General features: G+C 36.2%; 19 protein-coding genes. 18 read left to right on the forward strand and 1 reads right to left on the reverse strand.

Annotation, left to right across the window (positions count from 1 at the left end; translation table 11 throughout):
• Positions 1-263: 263 nt before the first annotated feature.
• The 11 genes from JN09_RS05205 (at position 264) to JN09_RS05255 (ending at position 17,150) form a co-directional block, all read left to right on the forward strand.
• On the forward strand, positions 264-1,463 hold the full coding sequence (locus JN09_RS05205) for an IS110 family RNA-guided transposase (RefSeq protein ID WP_204433477.1): 1,200 nt from the start codon (positions 264-266) through the stop codon (positions 1,461-1,463).
• A 259-nt stretch (positions 1,464-1,722) separates the two neighbouring features.
• Positions 1,723-7,686: a CvpA family protein gene (locus JN09_RS05210; protein ID WP_204433478.1), complete on the forward strand. Its 5,964-nt coding sequence runs from the start codon at positions 1,723-1,725 to the stop codon at positions 7,684-7,686.
• Between the two features lie 80 nt (positions 7,687-7,766).
• Entirely contained in the window at positions 7,767-8,228 is a 462-nt protein-coding gene (locus JN09_RS05215) for an NUDIX hydrolase (RefSeq protein WP_204433479.1), read from the forward strand.
• Positions 8,225-8,686, forward strand: a complete 462-nt coding sequence (locus JN09_RS05220) for a hypothetical protein (RefSeq protein WP_204433480.1) — start codon at positions 8,225-8,227, stop codon at positions 8,684-8,686. The genes JN09_RS05215 and JN09_RS05220 overlap by 4 nt, the downstream gene beginning before the upstream one ends.
• Positions 8,687-8,757: 71 nt before the next feature.
• Complete coding sequence (locus JN09_RS05225; protein ID WP_204433481.1) at positions 8,758-9,282, forward strand: PaaI family thioesterase; 525 nt, start codon at positions 8,758-8,760, stop codon at positions 9,280-9,282.
• On the forward strand, positions 9,263-10,801 hold the full coding sequence (locus JN09_RS05230) for an ABC-F family ATP-binding cassette domain-containing protein (RefSeq protein WP_204433482.1): 1,539 nt from the start codon (positions 9,263-9,265) through the stop codon (positions 10,799-10,801). The genes JN09_RS05225 and JN09_RS05230 overlap by 20 nt, the downstream gene beginning before the upstream one ends.
• Before the next feature lies 1 nt (position 10,802).
• Positions 10,803-12,194 carry an MATE family efflux transporter gene (locus JN09_RS05235; RefSeq protein ID WP_204433484.1) on the forward strand — a complete coding sequence of 464 codons (1,392 nt, stop codon included), beginning with the start codon at positions 10,803-10,805 and terminating at the stop codon, positions 12,192-12,194.
• 99 nt (positions 12,195-12,293) lie between these two features.
• On the forward strand, positions 12,294-13,409 hold the full coding sequence (locus JN09_RS05240) for a BMP family lipoprotein (RefSeq protein WP_204433486.1): 1,116 nt from the start codon (positions 12,294-12,296) through the stop codon (positions 13,407-13,409).
• Between the two features lie 105 nt (positions 13,410-13,514).
• Positions 13,515-15,056 carry an ABC transporter ATP-binding protein gene (locus JN09_RS05245; protein WP_204433488.1) on the forward strand — a complete coding sequence of 514 codons (1,542 nt, stop codon included), beginning with the start codon at positions 13,515-13,517 and terminating at the stop codon, positions 15,054-15,056.
• Positions 15,046-16,182, forward strand: coding sequence for an ABC transporter permease (locus JN09_RS05250; RefSeq protein WP_204433490.1), 1,137 nt, complete (start codon positions 15,046-15,048; stop codon positions 16,180-16,182). Before JN09_RS05245 ends, JN09_RS05250 begins: the two co-directional genes overlap by 11 nt.
• Before the next feature lie 2 nt (positions 16,183-16,184).
• Positions 16,185-17,150 (forward strand): ABC transporter permease, encoded by a 966-nt coding sequence (locus JN09_RS05255; RefSeq protein ID WP_235985200.1) that lies wholly within the window; start codon positions 16,185-16,187, stop codon positions 17,148-17,150.
• Positions 17,151-17,227: 77 nt separating this feature from the next.
• Here the strand turns inward: JN09_RS05255 and ispG are convergent, their stop codons facing one another.
• Complete coding sequence (gene ispG / locus JN09_RS05260; RefSeq protein ID WP_235985201.1) at positions 17,228-18,268, reverse strand: flavodoxin-dependent (E)-4-hydroxy-3-methylbut-2-enyl-diphosphate synthase; 1,041 nt, start codon at positions 18,266-18,268, stop codon at positions 17,228-17,230.
• A 130-nt stretch (positions 18,269-18,398) separates the two neighbouring features.
• On the opposite strand from ispG, the gene JN09_RS05265 reads away from it, so the two are divergent.
• The 7 genes from JN09_RS05265 (at position 18,399) to dnaJ (ending at position 24,528) form a co-directional block, all read left to right on the forward strand.
• Positions 18,399-18,926: a GNAT family N-acetyltransferase gene (locus JN09_RS05265; protein ID WP_204433492.1), complete on the forward strand. Its 528-nt coding sequence runs from the start codon at positions 18,399-18,401 to the stop codon at positions 18,924-18,926.
• A 124-nt stretch (positions 18,927-19,050) separates the two neighbouring features.
• The gene (rpmG, locus tag JN09_RS05270) at positions 19,051-19,200 is read left to right on the forward strand and encodes a 50S ribosomal protein L33 (protein ID WP_204433494.1); all 150 of its coding nucleotides are present in this window, start codon (positions 19,051-19,053) and stop codon (positions 19,198-19,200) included.
• A gap of 40 nt (positions 19,201-19,240) precedes the next feature.
• Positions 19,241-19,852 carry an MBL fold metallo-hydrolase gene (locus JN09_RS05275; protein WP_204433496.1) on the forward strand — a complete coding sequence of 204 codons (612 nt, stop codon included), beginning with the start codon at positions 19,241-19,243 and terminating at the stop codon, positions 19,850-19,852.
• A 124-nt stretch (positions 19,853-19,976) separates the two neighbouring features.
• Positions 19,977-20,990 (forward strand): heat-inducible transcriptional repressor HrcA, encoded by a 1,014-nt coding sequence (gene hrcA / locus JN09_RS05280; RefSeq protein WP_204433504.1) that lies wholly within the window; start codon positions 19,977-19,979, stop codon positions 20,988-20,990.
• Positions 20,991-21,004: 14 nt separating this feature from the next.
• On the forward strand, positions 21,005-21,571 hold the full coding sequence (locus JN09_RS05285; RefSeq protein ID WP_204433506.1) for a nucleotide exchange factor GrpE: 567 nt from the start codon (positions 21,005-21,007) through the stop codon (positions 21,569-21,571).
• On the forward strand, positions 21,558-23,375 hold the full coding sequence (gene dnaK / locus JN09_RS05290; RefSeq protein ID WP_204433509.1) for a molecular chaperone DnaK: 1,818 nt from the start codon (positions 21,558-21,560) through the stop codon (positions 23,373-23,375). Before JN09_RS05285 ends, dnaK begins: the two co-directional genes overlap by 14 nt.
• 40 nt (positions 23,376-23,415) lie before the next feature.
• Entirely contained in the window at positions 23,416-24,528 is a 1,113-nt protein-coding gene (gene dnaJ, locus JN09_RS05295) for a molecular chaperone DnaJ (protein WP_204433510.1), read from the forward strand.
• The last annotated feature ends 272 nt before the right edge of the window (positions 24,529-24,800 follow it).

Consider the following 24,800-nt stretch of genomic DNA (forward strand, 5'->3'; position numbering starts at 1 on the left):
GCCTTCCTATGATTTACTACGAGCTAAGAGAGATGACTCTTGGCTTTTCTTTTTTATAGGCATATAGAAAAGAAAGTTTGAAAGGAAGGACGTGCGGGCCTTTGAACCTCGAGTTCGCGAAAAAAATGTCCAAAATTTCAGTTTATACACGAAACTAGTTTAGATCTAATGGTGTCAATGAACACGTATGAACAACGAAAAAAAGTAAGTGTATTTAAACTGAAACGAACCGTATCATCTAACAAAGAAAGGTGGTAAGTACTGTGAAGAGTCCATGTGTAGCAGTGGACGTATCCAAGGGAAAGAGTTATTATCAAGGGTTTATTGAAATAGATAAACCAGCTAACAAAGCGACACCTATTCAAAACGAATTAGAGGGGTTTAAGTCTGTGTATGAATTAGGTCAAACATTGAAGGAAACGTATAGCGATGTCGTCTACGTATTTGAATCAACTGGGATCTATCATAAAGCGTTAGAAACATTTCTTATGAATCATGATGAAAAGTGTATTATTCTAAATCCTTTAGAGGCTTCAAAGATAAGAAAAACAGACTTAAGATCGACTAAGACAGACGCTAGGGACTGTAAGAGTATCGCTAAGGCATACTTCATGAAAGACTTTAGATTGCACGATCAAAAAGATGAACTCTATGAGAAACTTCATAGTATGAATGGACATTACACTTTTCTTATTCAGCAGTTAAGAGAAATGAAGGTCCATTTTAGAAATGCTTTAGACATCGTGTATCCAAGGTTCGATGTAGTTTATCCAAATCCTTATTTGGACATTCCCATGTCAATCTTAAAGCGATATGCTCATCCTTACGAACTAAAGAATAAGCGCTTCGAAACAATTGTGAAGTATATCATGAAAGATACCAAACATAGAGAACCAAAAGCAATGGATGAAGCTAAGAAACTCAAAGGTTATATTGACAATGTGTCTTCAGGTTGTCGTAGTAGTTCCTTTGAAGTAACCATTCTAAAGACTATGGTTAATAAGATCAGTGATCAAGAAGTTGAAATCGAGTTATGTTTGGATGAAATGAGAGAATTAGTGAGTGAAGTACCGCTTTATCATCAATTGATGAGTATTCCAGGCATCGGAGACAATCTCGCAATCAGACTGATAGGAGAATTAGGAAATTTAGACCGGTTTGAACGTAGTGAACAATTAGTCGCCTATGCTGGTATCGATCCTAGAGTGTATCAATCTGGTCAAATGACAGGTGAACATCTACACATTACGAAGAAAGGTAATAAACACCTAAGGACGTTATTATTCTTGGCTATGTCGAGTAATGTGAGAATTGGAAAAACAAACATAATTTTAAATTTTTACAACAAAAAAAGGCAACAAACGAACCCTCTCGTTTATAAAGCTGCCTTAATTGCCTGTGCCAATAAATTACTCAGAATAATCTTTGGCATGTACAAGAGTGGAAAGAACTTCCACAAATAAATTTCAATTTCATTATACTACTTAGAATACTAGATTTCAAATCTGGTTTTTAAGTGTGTTCATAAATAGGGATAAATAAAACTTAAACTAGTGTTGACTTCCTTTATCTAATTTTTTTCATAAAAATGGCCATTTTTGATAGGAAAAATATAATAGAATAAAAAAAATGAAATTGCTGAGCTCTATAAATAGATATTTATGCATATGAGTGATAGAATAAAGTATAACAATTTTGAATTTCAAATGAAGAGGTGGGACTATGGCAATACAAGCTTCAGAAATGATACAATACTTAAATTATGCAGCGATAGGGATACTGGTAATTGCTGCCTTAAGGGGGTTTTGGCACGGTTTCTTCAAGTCGACATTCTTTTTCATATGGACTGCAGGTATATTAGTCCTGGCTTTTTTAATGATGAATTCTGTGTCTTCAATCTTGATGAAACAAAATGTAGGGTCACTATTATCTTTTGTTGATATTGGCGTACCAATCACTAATATAGAAGATACAGTAGTTGCTTATTTGATTCATACAAAACCAGGATTAGCGGATGTGCTAGTAGATGGATCCGATGCACTTGCCTTGGTTTATGGAATCACGCAAATGGTTGTAAACATTGTATTTATGGTAATTGTGTTTGTTTTAAACCTAACGGTATTTAAACTCATCGGTTGGATAATATACTTAATCGTTAAACCTAAAAAACGTGATGCCTCTGGTAAGAAGAGAAAAAAGAAAATGACTTCACGTTTGCTTGGTAGTGGGGTTGGCTTATTAAGAGGTGCATTTTTAATTCTTTTAATATCCATGCCAATCGCAGCGATTGCTTCAATGTCTGGTGCACTTGATTTGGCCATGACTCAATCGGAGGCAAGCGCCCCAAGATATCAGTTATACATAAGAAATGACGAAGTGATGCTAGTTGAGCAACAACCATTGGATCAACAATCCTCCGAACAAGAGATGTTAAATCAAGTAAGAGAATTCTTGACTAACTATCGTACCAGCTATGTTGGATCGATTGCAGGATTTGTGAAGATCAACGATGTTGAGTTGGATACTTACGTTTTTGACTCTATTCTCTCAGTCAAAGTTAAATCTGATAACCTCGATACCGAATTGAAATTCAGAGCTGAGTTAGCAAGAGCATTAGAAGCCGTTAAGATTATTATTGAAGCCAATGATGGTTCAACACAAATTGATGATACCATCATTGAAAAGCTCTCTCCTGATGATGTTACTGAGATTATGAACCTTATCTCAGAGTTAGATTTAATCGATGTCATTGTCCCAGTTGGACTAGAGTACTTGGTCAATAGTGGTGATTTTGATGAAATGCTTGAAGGCTATGAAGACATATTTGTACTAGAAGATTTAAAGGCAATTAATATTGCTTCAGACATTGGCGTTCTTGGCGATGTGTTTGCGAATGCACTAACACTTATTCAAGCCCAAGAAGGCGTTCCACTTAAAGACATCAACTATTTTGAATTTGATGGAGACATAGTCAAAGATATTTTTGATAGTCTAGGCGATTTAGAATTGCTTCAATACGGCTTACCAGTTGCCTTAAACTATGCATTAGGCCTTGATGGCGTTGAAGAAATGTTAACTAAACAAGGTTTAACTAAAGAAGATTTAGTACTTCCTGATGGCACGAAACTTAATGAAGACTTCGAATCAATCGCTGATATGTATGTGGCAATTCAAGGATTAGGAATTACCTCATTCAGTGATTTTGACCGATTCAAGGATAAAGAATTCTTAGAGAGCATTAATGATCAAGCTATTTCTGATGTATTTGATGCATTATTCAGTTTTAACTTAATTAACGATAATAAAGACGCAGTGGGTGGCGTATTGTTTGATTTATTAACAGAAAGTCTTCCAACGGAGTACAAAGATTTACTAACCAAAGACGACATCACTACAAACCTTAATGCCACTGAAATGACCAACTTGATCTTATTAGCTAAAGTTGTTATGTCTACTGGTATCCTTGATTTAACTGGTGGTGAAAACCCAGATTACGCAGGAATCCTAAGTACGGCTAATATTGATTCAATCGTTGAAAAAATCAGCGGGTCGAATTTAATCAGCACGAAGATGAATGACGTTGTTGAAGTTCTATTAGCTCAGTTTAATCTAGGCGTTACGCTAGAAATTCCAGAAACCATCATTTGGTCTGAACAATCTGGTAAAGACGAACTTACAGCCCTATTGAATGCGGCAAGAGAAATACTGGCTGCGGACATCTTGGGTGGCAATTTATCTAACTTAACCGATAACGATGTGGACAGATTATCGCTTTACCTATCTAACTCACTCGTAATCAAACATAACTTAAATGCTATTTTCAATAAATTAACATCTGAAACCAATTTAGGTGACATCGAAATTGTGCTTCCTGAAACACCAAACGATTGGACAGAAACAGAACTTAATTCATTATTGAAAGGCACAATCATCCTAATGGAAGCAGGCACAAACACGGATGCTTTATTAGGACTTACAGAAGCTCAAATCCACACACTGGCCTTATCTAAGGTACTTTCGAATACATTTGAAGGCGTATTCTTGGATATGGTTGCTGAAGGCGGAGAGTTATCCGGCATGTTGTTCGTTCCAGAAGAATTGACGTGGTATTCAGAAGGCGACTCAATTGGTGAGTTAGAATACATGTTACTCGCATTAATTGAAATTGTACCTGAAGGCACGAACATCAATGATTTTACAATCAATTTAAGCACGCTAAATGGCGTGGATATTCCAAAAATACTTAGATCTAAGACTGTTGAGATGACATTGGTAGAAACCATTAAGTCAATGATTACAACAGGGGACTTATCAAGTTATATCGAACCTAAGTTGCCAGATGATACAGATTATGTCTGGTATCAAGATACAGACCAAACGTATCCTGATGGCGATTTAATCCCATTATTACTTGCTGTTCAAAACTTGAGTGGCTTAGGCGTTGCCTTAGATCAAGTCAGCTATTCAGTGATTACAACTGCACTTGAAAATCCAGAAAATAAAGCTGCATTGGGTGAGTCATTATTATCATCAAGAATTCTTAAGAACTCTTTAGATAAGTTATTCACATCAATTTTAACTACTCAAGCTGGATTATCGATTACGATTGATAATAAGGCTAACCCAACTTTCTGGGATAATGAACTTCCTAGATTACTCGATGCCGTAAGCGTATTTGGATCATCCGACCTCAATGCGAATACATTATTAGGGTTATCTGAAGCCAATATCAGTTTAATCGCGAAATCCCATATTATCGCTAACGTATTTGAAAGTATTCTTATGGATATGAGTAGCGAAGGTAACGATTTACACGGTCAAATATATATTCCAGAAGCCATTACATGGCACTCTGAAGGGGATACAAAGGGCGAACTCGAACACTTACTTGTAGCGCTCAAAGCACTCGTTCCTGGTGGAGACTTAGCAGCAGCAAACATTGATTTTGATGCGTTAATGGGTGCCGATATTACTGTATTAATGGCCTCGAAAGTCATCGAACATACGGCAGTAGAAACCGTTAAACCAATGATTTTAACAGGTGAATTATCTGGTTATATCGAACCTAAGTTACCTGATGATACAGACTATGTGTGGTACCAAGACACAGATGAAACCTATCCTGATGGCGATTTAATCCCATTACTTAAAGCTATTCAAACCTTAGATAATCAAGGTGTTTCATTAACGACATTTGATTACACTTCATTAACAACAGCATTGTCTGATGAACAAAGTGTTCAATCCATCAATGATACGCTATTATCTTCTAGAATTATCCATAACTCACTTGATAAGATGTTCACATCTATCTTAAACAGCAATGCAGGATTCGCTGTTACACTTGACAACAAGTCAAATCCAACATTCTGGAATGGCACTGAGACAGAAGATGGTGAATTAATCAAGTTATTAAGATCTGTTAAACTATTAGGTTCGAACGATCTTGATGCCAATGCAATTACATCTGATTTATTAGTGGATTTAATTGATGCAGGTTCAAGTATTGTAAGAACACAAATCTCTAAAGCCATTGTTGATACAGGTATTGAAATCCCAGATTCAGCATTTGAAACAGGATCAACAACCGAAATTAAAGAATCTGAATTAAGAGCTGTTGCCGTTGCACTTGATGCAGTAGGAACCGTTAATGATGTTTCAACCATGGATGCTTCAAGCATTAATGCGGCTAAATTAACCGCATTACTAGCTGCAAATTCAGTGATTGTTAACAGACAGATTTCCAAGGCTATTATTGATAGCGGACTTGAAATTCCAGAAAGTGCATTTGTGGATGAGACTCAGAAAGATATCACTCCAACAGAGCTGAATGCTATTGTTACCGCATTAGGTACTTTAGGTTCCGTTGAAGAAGTATCGACAATGAATGCTTCAACCATTGATGCGGCTACATTAACTGGTCTATTAGCAGCAGATTCAGTGATTGTTAACAGACAAATCTCTAAAGCTATTATTGATAGCGGATTAAGTATTCCAACTAGCGCATATGTCGTAGGTTCAACTAAGGACATCAAGCCTGAAGAACTCGATGCTATCGTATTAGCGTTACAACATGTTGGTTCAGTAGATGAAGTATCTAACCTAGATTCATCAACCATTGATGCTCAATTAATTAATGACCTATTGAGTGCAAACTCATTAATCGTTAACAGACAAATCTCGAACGCTATTTTGAACCCTTCGGCAGGATTAGATATTCCAGATGAAGCAAAAGAAACGTCAGAAGATATTTACGCAACCGAATTACAAAACTTAGCTACAGCATTAGGTTTCATTGGAGATGGATCAGTCAATGGCGTATCTTCATTGGATCAAAACTCCATTAATGCGACACTTCTAGCGAACCTATTGGCAGCCGATTCGTTGATCGTTAATCGACAAATCTCTACAGCAATTATTAATTCTGGCTTATCAATTCCAGATGATGCTTTTGTAGAAGGATCTACTAAAGATATTACGCCTGAGGAATTAGAAGCATTAACTCAAGCATTAGGACACTTAGGAACAGGTTCGATTGCATCAATCAGTACACTTGATGCGGATGCTATAAACAGCACATTGTTAACTACCCTATTGAGTGAAAACTCATTAATCGTTAATAGACAAATCTCAAGCGCAGTCATTAGTTCAGGATTATCGATCCCAACAGACGCTTACGTGTTAGGTTCAACAGAAGACATTAAGTCTACTGAACTTAGCGCTCTAGCAACTGCATTAGGTTATTTAGGAACTGGTTCAATCGCATCTGTTTCAACATTAGACGCTGATGCTATTGATTCCACATTATTAACTAACTTACTAAGTGCCAACTCAGTGATTGTTAATAGACAAATCTCAAGCGCAGTTATTAGTTCAGGATTATCAATCCCAAGTGAAGCTTATGTGATAGGTTCAACAGAAGACATTACGTCTGCTGAACTTAGCGCTCTAGCAACTGCATTAGGTTACTTAGGAACAGGCTCGATTGCATCTGTATCTTCATTGAATGCAAGCACAATTGACAGTGATTTATTATCTGATCTACTAAGTGCCAACTCAGTGATTGTCAATAGACAAATCTCAAGTGCAGTTATTGCATCTGGATTAACAATCCCAACCGACGCATACGTATTAGGATCAAGTGTTGACTTAACATCAACAGAGTTATCAGCAGTGGCCTTAGCGCTAGGCCATTTAGGTGGCACATTGGATTCTGTATCTAGCCTATCCGCTAACGCTATTAATGGTCAGTTATTGACAAACTTATTAACAGACAACTCAGTCATTGTTAATCGTCAAATTTCAACTGCAATTATTACCGCTGGATTAACCAGTGGTAACATAGATGCCATTGTAAACGACATTAATTCACCAAGAAATGGCGAAGTTAAATACATTGAAATGGTAGGACTTGCCGAAGCCTTAACATCTATGGGTGCATCAACAACCATTGCAGATATCGCTTCATTAAATGCAAACATGGTTTCTACATTCAGTGATGAAACAATCGACATTATGTTTGATCCGGATTATACGATTATCTACTACATAATCGAAGATGAATTATCTGCTAACCCAGCTTATACATTCTTCTTAACACCTACTGATTACGTTGATGATAATCCGGCTAACCGAATCAAACGTGAGAAACTTGTTACTGATTTAAAGGCAGGAATCTCATTCTAAATCAAAATCCCTAAGTGAAAACTTGGGGATTTTTTTCTAGATATAATTGAAAATGTGTTATCATACTTTTAGGTGATAAAATGGTATACACGCTGATATTTGTCTTAACAGAAAATAAAATCCTACTCATTAACCGCGAGAAATCGCCTTGGAAAGGGTGTTGGAACGGATTAGGTGGTAAGATTGAAGCCAATGAGACGGTTGTTGAATCCACAATTAGAGAGCTTAAAGAAGAGACTGGATTAGATGTTTTAGAAAAAAACGTTATCTACAAAGGCAAGCTCACCTGGAATACCTCTAGTGATTATTTGCATATATTTATTTGTTATACCGATACACTCATTAATACCCCTGTTAAAACAAGAGAAGGTATTTTGGATTACAAGTCGCTAGACTGGATTATGGGTCATAATTTAGGTGTTGCTCATAATATTCCATTTTTCATTGAGTCTGTTTTATTTGAGGAAGATCTATACGATTATCATTGCATATTCGATGAAGATACTTTATTAGATGTTACAAAAGAAAAGGTGATTAAATGACATTTTTATATACGGTATTAATCTTATTGGCGATAACAGGTTTTGCTTTTATCGTTGCATTTACTTTGATTGCTACGAAACACAAAAAGATGGTTGTTGGGAAACTTAATTCTTTAGGGTCTATTAAAGAAGTTAAGAGCCGTACCCATGATTTTGAAATAACCTATGAAGGTCAAGAGTATAAGATTAAGCTATTATATGCACCAGGTGCAGTTGAGGTTTCATTTAACTCAAAAAGACATTGGCAAATATTCACAACATCCAATAGAAAAATGGCAGAGACGAATGGGTTTTATGATTTAGAGGGTAAGAAACTCTTAGTTATATACCCAAATCCAGGAAAAATAGTCAGATACATTAATGAAAATGAAATTGTGTTTGTTACCCCACAAATGGATGTTTTTGGGATGAATGTGATCCATAGTGATCAAATTGAATCATACTTCAATCAAAAATAAAGGAGAATTTTTCCTTTATTTTTTTGGATTGTGCCTTTAAATGTGTTATAATTTTTCAAGGTGGTGGTTATATGAAATATAAAGTATTAAGAAAGCAATTTAATTCACATGATTGTTTCATTTGTGGGCTTCATAATAAGACGGGCTTAAATGCAAGTTTTTATGAGCTTGAAAACAAAGTAGTGGTTGCTGAAACTAAGGGGTTTAACCATCATCAAAGCTACCCTAACCGTATGCATGGTGGCATCATTTCCGCTCTATTAGATGAAACTGTTGGTAGAGCGATTAACATCGATGAACCAGAAACTTGGGGTGTGACGATCAAACTAGAAGTCACCTACCGTAAACCTGTTCCTCTAGACGAACCAATCATTGTTTGTGGGTGGATTACAAAAAACAAGGGCCTCACATTTAAAGGTGAAGGGGTTATTTTAGATAAAGATAGAAAGACCGTTTTAGCAGAAGCTTCAGGGACTTTTTATAAACAAAGCGTAAAAGATATCATTGGCGAGCATCACATGCCAGGATGGCAGTATATAGAAGATCAAAAACCAGTATCGGAGATAGAATTAGAGTATGAGTTTATTAGAAGTTAGCAATTTAAGTTTTCGTTATGACAATAACGATTTATTAATAGATGCCAATGTGCGTCTTTTTTTAGGTGATCATGCAGTTTTAGTTGGTCCAAATGGTGCAGGTAAAACTACATTGATGAACCTGTTAAACAAAAACTTGTCTCCAGATAAAGGATCAATCACTTGGTTACCGAACATTAAAGTTGGGTATTTAGACCAATACGCCAAGATTGATAAGAACATTACAGTCGGAGATTACTTACTGACTGTGTTTAAACCTCTTTTTGATAAAGAACTTGAAATGGAAACTCTTTACCAAAGTGTAGGGACACTAGAAGACATTCAAATGGAACGTGCCCTTAACAATGCGGCAGCCATTGGCGATATGTTAATTGAAAAAGATTTTTATGCGATTAAGTCAAAACTCGGAAACATCATTCATGGTCTAGGACTTGAAATGTCCATTCTTGATAGTCCAATCAAACAATTGTCTGGCGGAATGAGAGCAAAAATTATTTTAGGTAAGTTATTATTAGATGAATCTGATATTTTACTACTCGATGAACCAACAAACTTCTTAGATATTAAGCATATCGATTGGCTTACTAAGTTCTTACAAAACTACCCTAAGGCATTTTTAGTAGTCAGCCACGATGAAGCATTTTTAAGAGACATCGCAGACACAGTAATCGCTGTTGAAAACAAGGGATTAACGCGATATAAAGGCAACTTTGAATACTATCTCTCAGAAAGAGAAATCCGTTTTCAAATGAGCGAAAAAGCCTTTGTTGCCCAACAAAAGTTCATTCAAAAACAAGAAACATTTATTGCCAAAAACATCGTCAGAGCTTCAACTACTAAACAGGCTCAAAGCGTGAGAACCAAACTAGAGAAAATCGAGAAACTTGGGAAACCAGTTAAACAAAAAGAACTTAAATTTCATTTTCCATTTGCTAAAGACACCGGTAGAGATGTACTGACCATTAGTGATTTAGAAATAGGGTATACAAAGGCGTTGCTTAAGCCTATTGATTATATCATTCGTAAAAATGAAAAAGTCATTATTACTGGTAAAAATGGGGTAGGTAAGTCAACATTAGTGAAGACTGTACTTGGTCTTATAAAACCAATAAGTGGGTCATTTAAATGGATAGATACTGCCAATATATCCTATTTTGAACAAGAGTTTACGTTCAATCAAGAACGTACAGCATCAGAACTTTGTTTTGAAGTGCTTCAAGACATGGACCATAAGAAAGTTTATTCTCTTTTAGCACGATTTGGCATATCCAGAGAAATGGCTGATCGAAAGTTATCTAGTCTTTCTGGCGGTCAAAAAACCAAGGTAAGACTCGCTTTAATGAGTCAACGTAAGTCCAATGTCATCATCTTGGATGAACCAACCAATCACTTGGATCAAATCGCAAAAGACGCTTTAAGAAAAGCCATTATGGAGTTTCCTGGGGTTGCGATTATTGTTTCCCATGATAAGGCGTTCCATGATGAATTAGGGGCACTAGAATTAGAGTTAAAGGGATAGTATGAGAAAATTTATCGGATCAAAATCATTTTATAGAGAAGTCATCGCAATCATATTGCCAATCATGATTCAACAAGGGATTACGACATTTGTAGGGTTACTGGATAACATCATGGTCGGACAACTAAACGGCGATGCGATTAGTGGGGTTGCAATAGCAAACCAAATCATGTTTATCGTCAACATCTGTTTTATCGGTGGATTAGCAGGTCCAGGGATATTTGTTTCCCAGTACTTTGGCGCAAAAGACGAGAATTCATTAAAAGAAGCCTTTAGAGTCAAAGTGATTCTTACTATTTTTGTAACAATCGTTTCAATGTCATTATTGATTGTGTTCAAAGAACCTCTCATTAGAGCATTTGCAAAAAGTGATTCAGGGGCCTCTGGCGTGTATAATGAGCGCGTTATCAAATATGGCGTCGATTATCTTTCAATCCTGATATTCTCATTACCGATATTTGGAGTCATTCAGTTGTTTGCGTCCACATTTAGAGAAATCAAAGAGACAAAAGTTCCAATGTTTGCGGGAATTGTGGCAGTAGTCGTTAATATGACCTTCAATGCTGTCTTGATTTTTGGTTACTTAGGGTTTCCAAAACTCGAGGTAAGGGGCGCAGCAATTGCGACTGTGATTGCAAGAGTGTTTGAATTAGGGGTACTGCTTTATATTGCCTATTCAAGAAAAATGGTGTTTACACAAGATATTTACAAGAAATTCAAAATCTCTAAACAACGCTTTAAAACGATACTAAAAAAGACTATCCCATTATTAACCAATGAGTTATTATGGTCTAGTTCAACAACAGTTATATTATTTGCATACTCCCAAAGAGGGACTTCAGTAGTTGAAGCCTTTACCATCTCAAATACGGTTGCAAACCTATTCTTCATTATATTTGGGGCACTTGCGACAGGTATATCTGTTATGGTTGGTAATGAATTAGGTGCAAATCAAATAGAACTTGCTAAAGATAATGCATATAAACTATTATTCTTTGCATTAGTAACTTGTCTTTCATTTGGGGTTATATTGGCCGTAATTGCGCCATTTGCGCCACTATTATATAATGTGTCCGCAGCAGTAAGATGGCAAGCGACTCAATTTATGTGGGTAGTAGCAGCATTAATGTGGGTATTTGCTTTTAATGCAGGAATATTCTTTATCTTAAGAGCTGGTGGAATGGTCATCATTACTTTCGTATTTGACGCCTTGTTCGCTTGGGTGATCGCAGTACCTATCGCGCTTATATTGAGCATTTATACCGATATTCCAATCCTATTAGTATATGCGATTGTAGAAGGGGTATCGCTATTTAAAGCTCTCTTTGGAATACATCTAATTAAAGATGGTAAATGGGCAAGAAATCTAGCAACGCACGAACTTACTATATAAACTCCTTATAATTAACGATAATTAAAATGCTTTTTCGCTTGAAAAAAAACGTTTTCAATGTTATCATGAAATTGAATTTATTTCACACAGGAGGAAGAAATGAAAAAAGTAATTGTTGCATTGTTCGTTGCAGTTTTAGCTGTATCGCTAGCTGCGTGCGAAAAGAAAACGTATGAAATTGCGTTGATTACCGATAAAGGGAATATCGATGACAAGTCATTCAACCAAGGTTCATGGGAAGGTGTCGTAGAATTTGCTGAAGAAAACAAAATTTCTCATAAATACTACAAACCTGAAGAAGCTTCAGATGCTGGTTATTTAGCATCAATCGACCTAGCAGTTAAAGGTGGAGCTAAAGTAATCGTTACTCCAGGGTTCTTATTTGAAGTTCCAATTTTTGAAGCTCAAACTAAATATCCAGATGTTAAATTTATTCTTCTAGATGGCGCTCCTCATACAGCGGACTATAAAACATTCCGTACTGATGCAAACGTTGCAAGCGTAATGTATGCGGAAGAACAATCAGGTTACCTAGCTGGTTATGCTGCAGTTAAAGACGGCATGACAAAATTAGGTTTCATGGGTGGTATGGCAGTTCCAGCGGTTCAAGCTTTCGGATATGGTTTCTTACAAGGTGCAGAAGATGCAGCTAAAGAACTTAGTGCTACAGTTGAAGTTAAATACCATTACACTGGTAACTTTGATGAAACCGACACTAACAAAGCAACTGCTAAAGCTATGTATCAAGGTATGACTGAAGTAATTTTCGCGTGTGGTGGATCAGTTGGTAAGTCAGTAATGGCTGCAGCAGCTGAAACTAACAAGAAAGTTATCGGTGTTGACGTTGACCAAAGATATGACAGCGCAACTGTTATCACATCAGCTACTAAAGGCTTAGCATCTTCAGTTGTTCAAGTATTAGAAGCAATCTATAATGACACATGGGCAACATATTCTGGCAAAACTACTTATTTCAATGCCGCTAACGGTGGTGTAGGTCTACCTACTATCGTTATTGGTGATGCAAATGGTAATGCATTTGACAGATTCACATCTTTCAACAAAGCACAATACGACGTTGTATTTGCTAAATTAGTTGCTGGCACAATCACTCCAATTCGTACAATTGAAGTTGCTGCTGAAACTGGTTATGCTACAGCTGACGAATTAGAAGAAGGACTTAATCTAAATAACGTTACTGTTATTGTTCAGTAATTAAAGTAAAAATAAACTAAATCAATTTTAAGAGAGATGATAATCAATCTCTCTTAATTTTTAATTTTATGTTGTATAATATATACAAATAGGCGGTGAATAAAGATGAATAACTATATTATTGAAATGCTTAATATCACCAAGGAGTTTCCTGGAATCATTGCGAATGATGATGTAACACTCCAATTAAAAAAAGGTGAGATTCATGCATTATTAGGGGAAAATGGCGCCGGTAAATCTACTTTGATGAGTGTTTTATTTGGTCTTTATCATCCTGAAAAAGGCGAGATTAAAAAAAATGGTGAATTAATCTCCATTAAAAACCCAACAGACGCCAATAACTATGGTATTGGGATGGTTCATCAACACTTCAAACTTGTAGAAGTGTTTAGTGTACTTGAAAACATTGTATTAGGGGTTGAACCTACAACTAAAGGTTTTCTTGATATGAAAGAAGCTCGAAAGAAAATCGTAGACTTAAGTCAAAAATATGGATTACTCGTTGATCCGGATGCAAAAATCGAAGACATCACAGTAGGTATGCAACAAAAAGTTGAAATCCTAAAAATGCTATACCGTGATAATGAAATCTTGATTTTTGACGAACCAACTGCGGTACTTACGCCTCAAGAAATTGAAGACTTGATGAAAATCATGAAGCAATTTGCAAAAGAGGGAAAGTCAATTCTATTTATTACTCATAAATTAAACGAAATCATGGAAGTAGCTGACCGTTGTACAGTTTTACAAAAAGGTAAATACAAAGGTACAGTAGAAATTTCCAAAACAAATAAACTAGAACTTTCCAAAATGATGGTCGGTAGAGACGTCAATTTGAGTGTATCTAAAAAACCTGCAGCACCAAAAGAAGTGATTTTAGATGTGAATAACATTTCAGTAGCATCTAAGCACAGTACAAAACACAGTGTATCTAATGTTTCTTTCGATGTAAAAGCTGGCGAAATTGTGTGTATTGCTGGTATTGAAGGCAATGGCCAAACTGAATTAGTTTATGCTTTAACAGGCTTAGAAAAAACACTTAGTGGTTCTATTATGCTTTCTAACAAAGACATAACCAAACAATCCATCCGTAATCGTTCAAAATCTGGTATGAGTCACATTCCGGAGGATAGACACAAACACGGATTAGTACTAGATTACACTTTAGAGAAAAACTTAATCTTACAGACATATTGGCAAAAAGAGTTTCAAAATAAAGGTTTTATGAGAAGAAAACCAATCAGAGAATATGCTGAAAGATTAATTAAGCAATATGACGTAAGAAGTAGCTTAGGAGCTGACACCATTACCCGTCAAATGTCTGGTGGTAATCAACAAAAAGCGATTATTGCTAGAGAAGTTGAAAAAGATTGTGAATTATTAATCGCTGTCCAACCTACTCGTGGATTGGATGTTGGTGCAATCGAATTCATCCATAAGCAAATCGTAAATGCAAGAGACGAAGGTAAGGCTGTATTATTGGTTTCCTTAGAACTTGAAGAAGTCATGAACTTAAGCGATCGTATCCTTGTTATGTATGAAGGAGAGATCGTTGGTGAGTTAAATCCTAAGCAAACTACATTTGAAGAGTTAGGATTATACATGTCAGGTGCCAAAAGAAATGTAGGTGTATCTCATGGACATTAAGAAAATCAAATTCGAACCGAAAAAATGGTTGATATCTGTGATGGGCTCTGGTTTTGGTGGCGCATTGTTGGCTATATTAGTTGGATTACTCTTTGGTTTAGTGGTAATGCTATTTGCTAATCCAGCAGATGCTTTCTATGGATTCACAGAAATGATATTTGGTGGATTTACTAGATTTTCAGACGTACTATACTTCGCTACACCTATTCTAATGACCGGGTTAGCGGTTGGATTTGCCTTTAAGATGGGGTTATTTAATATTGGTGCTTCTGGACAATATACAATGGGGTTATTCTTCGCCATTTATGTTGGTTTCATGATAGATCTACCACCAAGCATTCACTGGATAGTCGCTCTACTTGCTGGTATCTTAGGTGGGGCTCTAATGGGAGCTATCCCAGGGATTCTTAAAGCATTCCTTAACGTTAATGAAGTTATTTCATCCATTATGCTTAACTATATTGGTATGTATTTAGTGGATATGTGGGTACAAGGCAACTCAAAAATGTACAATCCAATCATGACAAGAACGCGTTATTTACCAGATTCTGTCAAACTTCAAACACTTGGATTTGCTAACTCAAACTTAAATATTGGGTTAATAATCGCATTATTGGTAGCAATTACCTTATACATTATTATGCAATACACGACTTTTGGTTATGAACTTAAGGCGACTGGTTATAACAAGAATGCTAGCCAATATGCAGGGATTAACTATAAGAGAAACACAGTATTAACAATGATGATTGCTGGCGGACTAGCCGGACTTGGTGGTGCATTATTCATACTTTCACCAAGTGCAATTGCTGGTAGTTCAATGACTTATGAACCAATCAACGTTATTGCTGCAAACGGATTTAATGGTATTGCCGTTGCCTTACTGGGTAATTCACATCCAATAGGCATTATATTCTCATCCATCTTTGTTTCACACCTTCAAAGAGGGGGTACTTTAGCGAACTTAGTTGGCTTTAAAGTTGAAATCATTGATGTGGTAATCTCAGTGATTATTTACTTCTCAGCATTTGCCCTATTATTAAGTCAATTCATTGTTAAAAAATTGTCGGCAAAGAAAGAAGAAGTTGTTGAAAAAGCGCCTGTTAATACAAAGGAGGCTGAGTAATTATGGATACACTATATTACATCGTTCAAAACATGTTGCCAGTAGCTATTCCACTTTTACTTGTTGCTTTAGGTGGTATGTTTAGCGAACGCAGTGGTGTCATTAACATTGCCCTTGAGGGGATTATGTTGGTTGGCGCATTCATTGGTGCACTATTAATTAGAAGTCTTCAAACTTCTGGGATTAATCCACAATTATTATTACTAGTCGCAATGATTATTGCGGGGCTTGGCGGTATTATATATTCAATGTTGTTATCATACGCTGCAGTGAACATGAAAGCGAACCAAACGATTACAGGGACATCGATGAATATGTTGATTCCTGCAATCATATTGCTTTTCTCAAAAATGAAGTTTAACTCAGATGGTGTAACAACCGACATCGCTTTATATATTCGAAAAGTGCCTCTATTAGGAGACATTCCTGTTATTGGAGACTTGTTCTTCCAAAACACTTATTTAACAGTATATATAGGCATATTGATACTGGTTGCTGCAACAATCATTCTTTATAAGACCAAATTTGGTTTGAGATTACGTGCAACTGGTGAACATCCGCATGCAGTTGAATCCGTCGGTATCAGTGTATCTAGAATGAGATATTATGGTGTTGGTTTATCAGGTTTATTAGGTGGTATTGGTGGGTATTTCTACTCTGTTGGGGTCATTGATAGCAACATCAGTGGACATACAGGGGTTGCAGGGTTCGGGTTTTTAGCTTTAGCGGTTATGATCTTTGGACAATGGAAACCACTTAGAATTTTATTTGCAGCATTGTTCTTCGCATTCTTAAGAACATTTGCATATTCCATTCCACTTATTCCATTCCTAAATAACTTGGGCATTAATCAAACGTATTATAAAATTTTACCTTATTTGGCCACACTAATCGTTTTAATATTCTCGTCTAAGCGATCGAGAGCACCTAAAGCTTCAGGAGTGCCTTACGATAAAGGACAACGTTAATAAATTAAAGCATTCGCAACCGCGAATGCTTTTTTGTTATACAAAAAAGTGAATCCTTTCGGACTCACAATAAATGGTTATACTTCGTATTCATCAATCATTTTGACAAGTTCATCGTAGACTTCGTCTTCTTTGATTTTCTTTAAGATTTGACCGTGTTTAAAGATAACTGCTTCACCCTTGCCACCTGCAACCCCTATATCTGCGTGTTTTGCTTCGCCTGGGCCGTTTACTTTACACCCCATGATTGCAACATTGATTTTCTTGTTAACGCCTTGTAAGTAGGTTTCTATGCGTTTTGCGATGTCGATCATATCGTATTGAATTCTCCCACAAGTAGGGCAGCTAATTAGGTTGGGTATATCATTTCTTAAGTTTAGATTTTTTAAGATTTCTTTTGCTGCACGAATTTCAATTTCAGGATTATCTGTTAAAGATACTCTAATGGTGTTACCGATACCTTCGTGTAAAAGGATACCGATGCCCATTGCGCTTTTAATTGCGCCACTAAAAGCAGTACCAGCTTCAGTGACCCCTAAGTGAAGTGGGTATGGGAAAGTTTTTGCAGCTAAGCGGTACGTATCGATCATTAAGTTCATATCAGTTGCTTTTAAGGATAATGCAATGTCAAAAAAGTCCATAGATTCAAGGATTTCAACATGCCCTTTAGCTACTTTAATCATGTTTTCTGCAGTTGGTTCTAAGTTATCAGGTAATGAGCCACTATTAACACCAATGCGAATAGGAACTTTTTTTGCTTTACATGCTTCAACAACCAGCTCAACTTTTGAGCGGTCCTTGATGTTTCCTGGATTTAGGCGGATTTTATCAACACCCTGTTCAATAGCTTCTAAAGCCAGTTTATAGTCAAAATGAATGTCTGCGACCAAAGGAATATGAATTCGTTTCTTAATTTCCCCTAGGGCCTTAGCGTCCACTTTGTCTAATACGGCCACTCTAACGATTTCGCAACCGGCTTTTTCTAGTCTTAATATTTGATCTACGGTTGCATCAACATCCTTAGTATAGGTCGTTGTCATACTTTGGATGTAAACATGATTGTTGCCACCCATTATTAATTTGCCAATTTTGATTGGTCTTGTCTCTAGTCTTTGCATAATATCACCAATTTTTATTATATCATACTGATTTATTTTTTTTAGAGATTAGACTTGATAAAATCAAAAGACTGAAAACCCCTTTATTTTTATACGATAATATGTTTAAATCAATATTGGAGCTGATTGTATGAAGATAGAAGAACTAAGTAGACAAGAGTATCAAAATTACCCTTTAGAATCTCGTTATAAAACGAAATACTACTATCATATCAAAGTAAAAAGCAAAAAGAATATTAGCATGTCCATCGACAAAAAGAAGTACTTATTTGCTCAAGAAAAAAAGTTTAAATCTATTCTTTTCGCAAGTCACTTAATCGTTTCAGATGTATTTGGTATGTTAGAAAAGAAAAACTTAATGGCAGTCATTGAAGGTTCTATGGATACAATCAATAACCGCTATGTTATTCCAAACTTATGGGTCGATGCCAAAGTAAGAAGAAAGAAATATGCCACTGAACTACTAGGTCACATCGAAGTTGTGGCCAAAAAGAAAGGTGCTAGAGCCATTTTTGTTGAAGTTTCATCGACAAATTATCCTGCTATATGCTTTTTAAGAAAGAATGGTTATGAGTTTAATGGGTTTGATGGTTCGTTCTATTCAAACAAAGATATCCTCAAAAAAGAGGTTAAAATAGATTTTGTAAAGCACTTATAGTAATGGCTTAGTTAGGCTATAAAGGCATTAAAGTTCGGAATCAAAATCATATAAATCAAAAATGCTTGATATTTATATCGTAGTTTGATATACTTTTAAATGAAATGTCTGGAGGGATTTATACATGCGTGAACTAGTCAAGTTAGTTTGTACAGAATGTGGCGAAGAAAACTACTATACAACTAAAAATAAGAAAACCACACCGACTCGTCTTGAAATGAAAAAGTACTGCCCAAAATCACGTACTTATACTGTACACAGAGAAAAGAAATAAGCTATTCTAAGAATAGTTTTTTTTCTACTTAGAGGTAAATATGATATTAAAAGGCAATGGTGATTTATCCCATGTATACATCATTAAAAAATTCGACCAGGCCATTCTAATTGACCCAAGCCATAGCTTGTCTTTAATTCAACAAGCCTTGAATGGGTATCAATTAAAAGCCATTTTATTAACACATGGTCATATTGATCATACAGCACTCATTCATGAGTTTAAAGTCCCTATCTATATGCATAAACAAGATTATGATTTAATGTTTAATGATGACCAAAATGGCTCAAAAGACATCAAGTTAAAAAGAACATTTGAAAAAAACAACTTAGACATTCATTTCGTAGAAGACAAGGATTCGATTGCTTTCTTAGATGAATCGATTAAGGTGATTCATACGCCAGGTCATACTAAAGGCGGGTTATGCTTTTTACATAGAAATATGCTTTATACTGGAGACACTTTATTTAAAGGCTCTGTAGGTAGAACGGATTTGATAGGTGGTTCCACGGCGCTTTTAAATAAATCGATTAAAAAACTATTTATGGAACTACCAGGTCTAACCAAAATACTACCCGGACACGATGAACCAACAACGCTAAACCAAGAAAAAAAAGACAACGATTATGTCAAAAAAGTACTTTCAAAATAACAAATAATACTAAAGGCGAAAGCCTTTTTTTGTTTTTTAGCACATTTGACTTGACAGTGCTAAAATCATAAGATAAAATAAAGTTGGCACTAAAAGATAGTAAGTGCTAATAAGAGGTGATGTTGTGTTATCAAATAGACAAAAACTCATTTTAAAAGCCATTATTGAAGCTTATGTTTCGGATGGTGTCCCAGTAGGGAGTAAGGCACTAACGGATAAACCCTATCTGAATTTTAGTTCAGCCACCCTTAGATATGATATGGCCAAACTTGAAGAATTAGGCTTTTTAGAAAAAACACACACATCTAGTGGAAGAATCCCTTCAAACATGGGCTATAGATATTATGTAGAAAACCTAGTCACGCGAGATGATGAGATTAAGCAAATATTCCCAATGATTGATCAATTGTTTTCAGAGTACGAAAACAATCGAGAATATGCTGTTAAAGAAGCGATTAACCTACTTTCAGAATTAACCAATTACACATCCATGGTTTTAGGACCGAACGATATGTTTGCTAGAATCAAAAAAGTGGATTTTATCCCGTTAACAACATCCGAAGCGGTTGTACTGATTGTAACGGATAAGGGACACGTTCAAAGCGAAACAGTCTCAATTCCTGACCAATTGTCTTTAGATGATTTTAAACGAATCATTGCATCTTTAAATGATTTATTAGAAAACCAATTGGTAAAAGACGCTAAACGTATCTTAAAGAACGCTTACACGGAAGAGAACATTATTGAATACATGGATTACCAAGAACGACTTGTCGATACCTTTGTGAACGCTTTTAAACACATGGCTGATCAAAACGTCTACTTAACAGGCATGGGACAAATGTTACTTCAACCAGAGTTTCAAGATGTCAATCAAATTAAAGAATTGATGTACATGCTTGACCGTAAAGAATTAGTCAAACTCATTGGACATACAAACAAACTATCGATCAAAATCGGACGTGAAGCTTCATTTATGCCAACCGATACGTGCACGATAATCTCAGTGCCGTATTATGTATCTGATGAGGATCAAGGAACCATTGCGATTATTGGACCTACCAGAATGGATTACTCAAAAGTGATACCACTCATGGAGTATGTAGCGAAGAATATCGCGAAATTATATAAAAAATAAAGAGGTGTAATAGTATGGATGACATCAAAAAGGATGTAGAGATTGAAGAGTCAAAAGAAAAAAAGAAAAGTGAGAAAGTAAAATTGAAAGATCAAATAGAAAAACTGATGAAAGATATTGAAGTGTTAACTGCCGAAAAAGAGGAACTGAAAGACAACTTCTTAAGAGAACGTGCTGAATTAGAGAACTTCAAGAAACGTACACATCAAGAACGCATTAACGAACGTAAATATGCTTCACAAAAGGTTATTGAAGCTTTAATCAATCCAATTGACCAACTTAAAATAGTCACTGGAATGGAAGTGGATAATGACTTACTAAGAAATTACCTCATCGGATTTAAAATGATTAATGACCAACTGTTCCAAATCCTGGAAGAAGAGGGCTTAAAAGTGATTGATGCACTCAATCAACCATTTGATCCAAACTACCATCATGCAATTGATAAGGTAAATGACAAAGACAAACCAAACGGCATTTGTGTACAAGTAACACAAACCGGTTATATGTATAAAGAACGAATTATCAGACCTGCCATGGTCAAAGTTAACGAATGGAGTGATGAAAATGGCAACAACTAATAAAATTATCGGTATCGATTTAGGAACAACAAACTCAGTAGTATCCATTATGGAAGGTGGAGAAGCTAAAGTAATCCCAAATGCGGATGGCTCTAGAACAACCCCATCAGTAGTGGCATTTAAAGGGGAAGAAATCTCAGTTGGTGAAGTAGCAAAACGTCAAGTTATAACTAATCCAAACACAGTATCTTCAATTAAGAGACACATGGGTGAAGGCAATTACCGTGTTAACATCAACGGAAAGCAATATACCCCTCAAGAAATCTCTGCAATGATTCTACAAAACTTAAAGAAAACTGCAGAAGACTACCTTGGTGCACAAGTTAAAAAAGCTGTTATCACTGTACCAGCTTACTTTAATGATGCTCAAAGACAAGCGACTAAAGATGCAGGTAAAATTGCTGGTTTAGAAGTTATGCGTATCATTAACGAACCAACCGCTGCAGCATTAGCATATGGTATCGATAAGCTTGAAAAAGAACAAACTGTACTAGTATTTGACTTAGGTGGAGGAACATTTGACGTATCTATTCTTCACTTAGCGGATGGTACATTTGAAGTGTTATCGACAGCAGGAGACAACTTACTAGGTGGAGATGACTTTGACCACAAAGTTATGGAATACTTGGTTCAAGAATTCAAGAGAGAAAATGGCGTTGACTTATCCAAAGACAAAATGGCAGAACAACGCTTAAAAGATGCAGCTGAAAAAGCTAAAAAAGAACTTTCTGGTGTGACTTCTACGCAAATTTCATTACCATTTATCACAATGGGACAAGCTGGACCTTTACACTTAGAAATGACACTTACTAGAGCAAAATTTGATGAACTAACTAGGGATTTAGTTGAAAGAACATTAGGACCAGTTAGACGTGCACTTAAAGATGCGAAGGTAGATGCAAGTAAACTTCATCAAGTATTGTTAGTTGGTGGATCTACACGTATTCCAGCTGTTCAAGAAGCTGTTAAACGCGAATTAGGTAAAGAACCTAACCGCAGTGTTAACCCAGATGAAGTAGTTGCAATGGGTGCTGCAATCCAAGGTGGCGTATTATCAGGGGATGTTAAAGACGTACTATTACTTGACGTTACACCATTATCACTTGGTATCGAAACACTTGGTGGTGTATTCACTAAACTAATTGACAGAAACACAACCATTCCAACTTCTAAATCACAAGTATTCTCAACTGCAAGCGACAACCAACCAGCTGTAGACATTCATGTATTACAAGGTGAACGTCAAATGGCTCAAGACAATAAGACACTTGGACGATTCCAATTAACGGATATTCCACCAGCACCACGTGGGGTTCCTCAAATTGAAGTTAAGTTTGACATCGATGCTAACGGTATCGTTAACGTAAGTGCAAAAGACTTAGGAACAGGCAAATCTCATAAGATTACCATCTCTGGTGGTTCTGCAATGAGTGAAGAAGAAATCAACCGTTTGGTTAAAGAAGCGGAAGAAAACGCAGAAGCAGACAAGAAAAAACGCGAAGAAGCTGATTTAAGAAACGAGGCTTCAAGCTTAATTTTCCAAACCAACAAAGCGGTTCATGACTTAGGTGACCAAGTAACTAAAGATGAAAAAGATAAAGTTGAAAGACTTGTAAAAGACCTCGAAGAAGCATTAAATGGAACAGACCTTGACTTAATCAAGGAACGTAAAGAAGCATTAGAAAAAGATGCTCAAGACATCGCAGTTAAGGCTTATGAAAAAGCATCAAAAGAAAAAGAAGCACACACTGAAGAACCAAAAAATGACTCAAAAACTGTAGACGCAGAATTTGAAGAAAAATAATCACAAGAGGGGCTAAGGCCCCTTTTGGTAAGGAGTAATTATGGCAGAAAAAAGAGATTATTATGACGTGCTTGGTATCAGTAAAGATGCTTCAGAAGAGGACATCAAGAAAGCATACCGTTCGTTAGCAAAAAAATACCATCCTGACGTCTCTAAAGAGTCAAATGCAGAAGCGAAATTTAAAGAAGTTCAAGAAGCCTATGACACTTTAGGAGATGCTGAAAAGCGTCGTCAATATGATCAGTTCGGACATAATGGTCCATTCGGACAAGGCGGCTCAGGTTTTGGAGGTTTCGAAGGTTTTGGTGGCTTCTCGGATATTTTTAGTTCGTTTTTCGGTGGAGGCGGTCAACAACGTAGAGACCCTTCAGGCCCACAACGTGGTGATGACTTAGAAAAACGAATGAACATCACCTTTGAAGAAGCCGTTTTAGGCGCAAAGAAGACCATTAAGATTGATGTTGATCAAACTTGTCACACCTGTGGTGGACATGGCGGTCAGTCATCTAGTGATGTAGACACTTGCGATAGATGTCATGGGCAAGGCTATATTCATGTAGAACAACGTACCATTTTAGGCAATATTCGTAGTCAACAAGCCTGTCCAAAATGTGGTGGGCGCGGAAAAACCATTAAAAATCGTTGTAAAACATGTAATGGTTCTGGACGTGAAAGAGTTACTAAGGATATTGAAGTTAAGATTCCAGCTGGTATCGACAACAACATGTCTTTACGTATGCCAGGTTATGGCGAAGGCGGCGTTAATGGCGGCCCATCAGGCGATTTATACTTAAGATTCCAAGTTAAACCACATAAAGTTTTCAAACGCGAAAATGATAATATTATCTTAGAAGCACCAATATCATTTGTGCAAGCTGCACTTGGAGATACAATTGATGTGCCAACGATCTATGGAGAAGTTGCATTAAAGATTCCTGCAGGAACTCAAAGCGAGACGGTTCTTCGTATGCGTGAAAAAGGTGTAGCAAACGTAAACTCTGGACGTAAAGGTGATCAACTTGTTGTCGTAAAAGTTGAGGTACCATCAAACTTATCCAAAGAACAAGAAACGATACTTCGTCAATTTGAAAAAGCAAACCCAAAACCAAAAGATACACCTTGGGAAAAATTCAAAAATTTATTTAAAAACTAGTCGTCATTGGAAGTCCATTTATTGGACTCCTTTTTTCTTATTATGCCGATATCATCAGAATTTATAGGTTATCTAGTCTTTTTACCAATAAAAAACTGACTATCACCGTATACATAGTGTAAGGAAAGGTGATATTATGAGAAAAATAGTGATTAGTTTTACTTTATTATTAGCAATGATTGGACTAGCGGGATAAACCAAGCTAGTGCACAATCCGTTTTAACACCCCAATCAAGAAGTCCCCTACCTCTATAGGTGGTGGGATGAATTGA

This window comes from Paracholeplasma morum, from assembly GCF_016907055.1.
GTDB lineage: Bacteria > Bacillota_I > Bacilli_A > Acholeplasmatales > UBA5453 > Paracholeplasma > Paracholeplasma morum.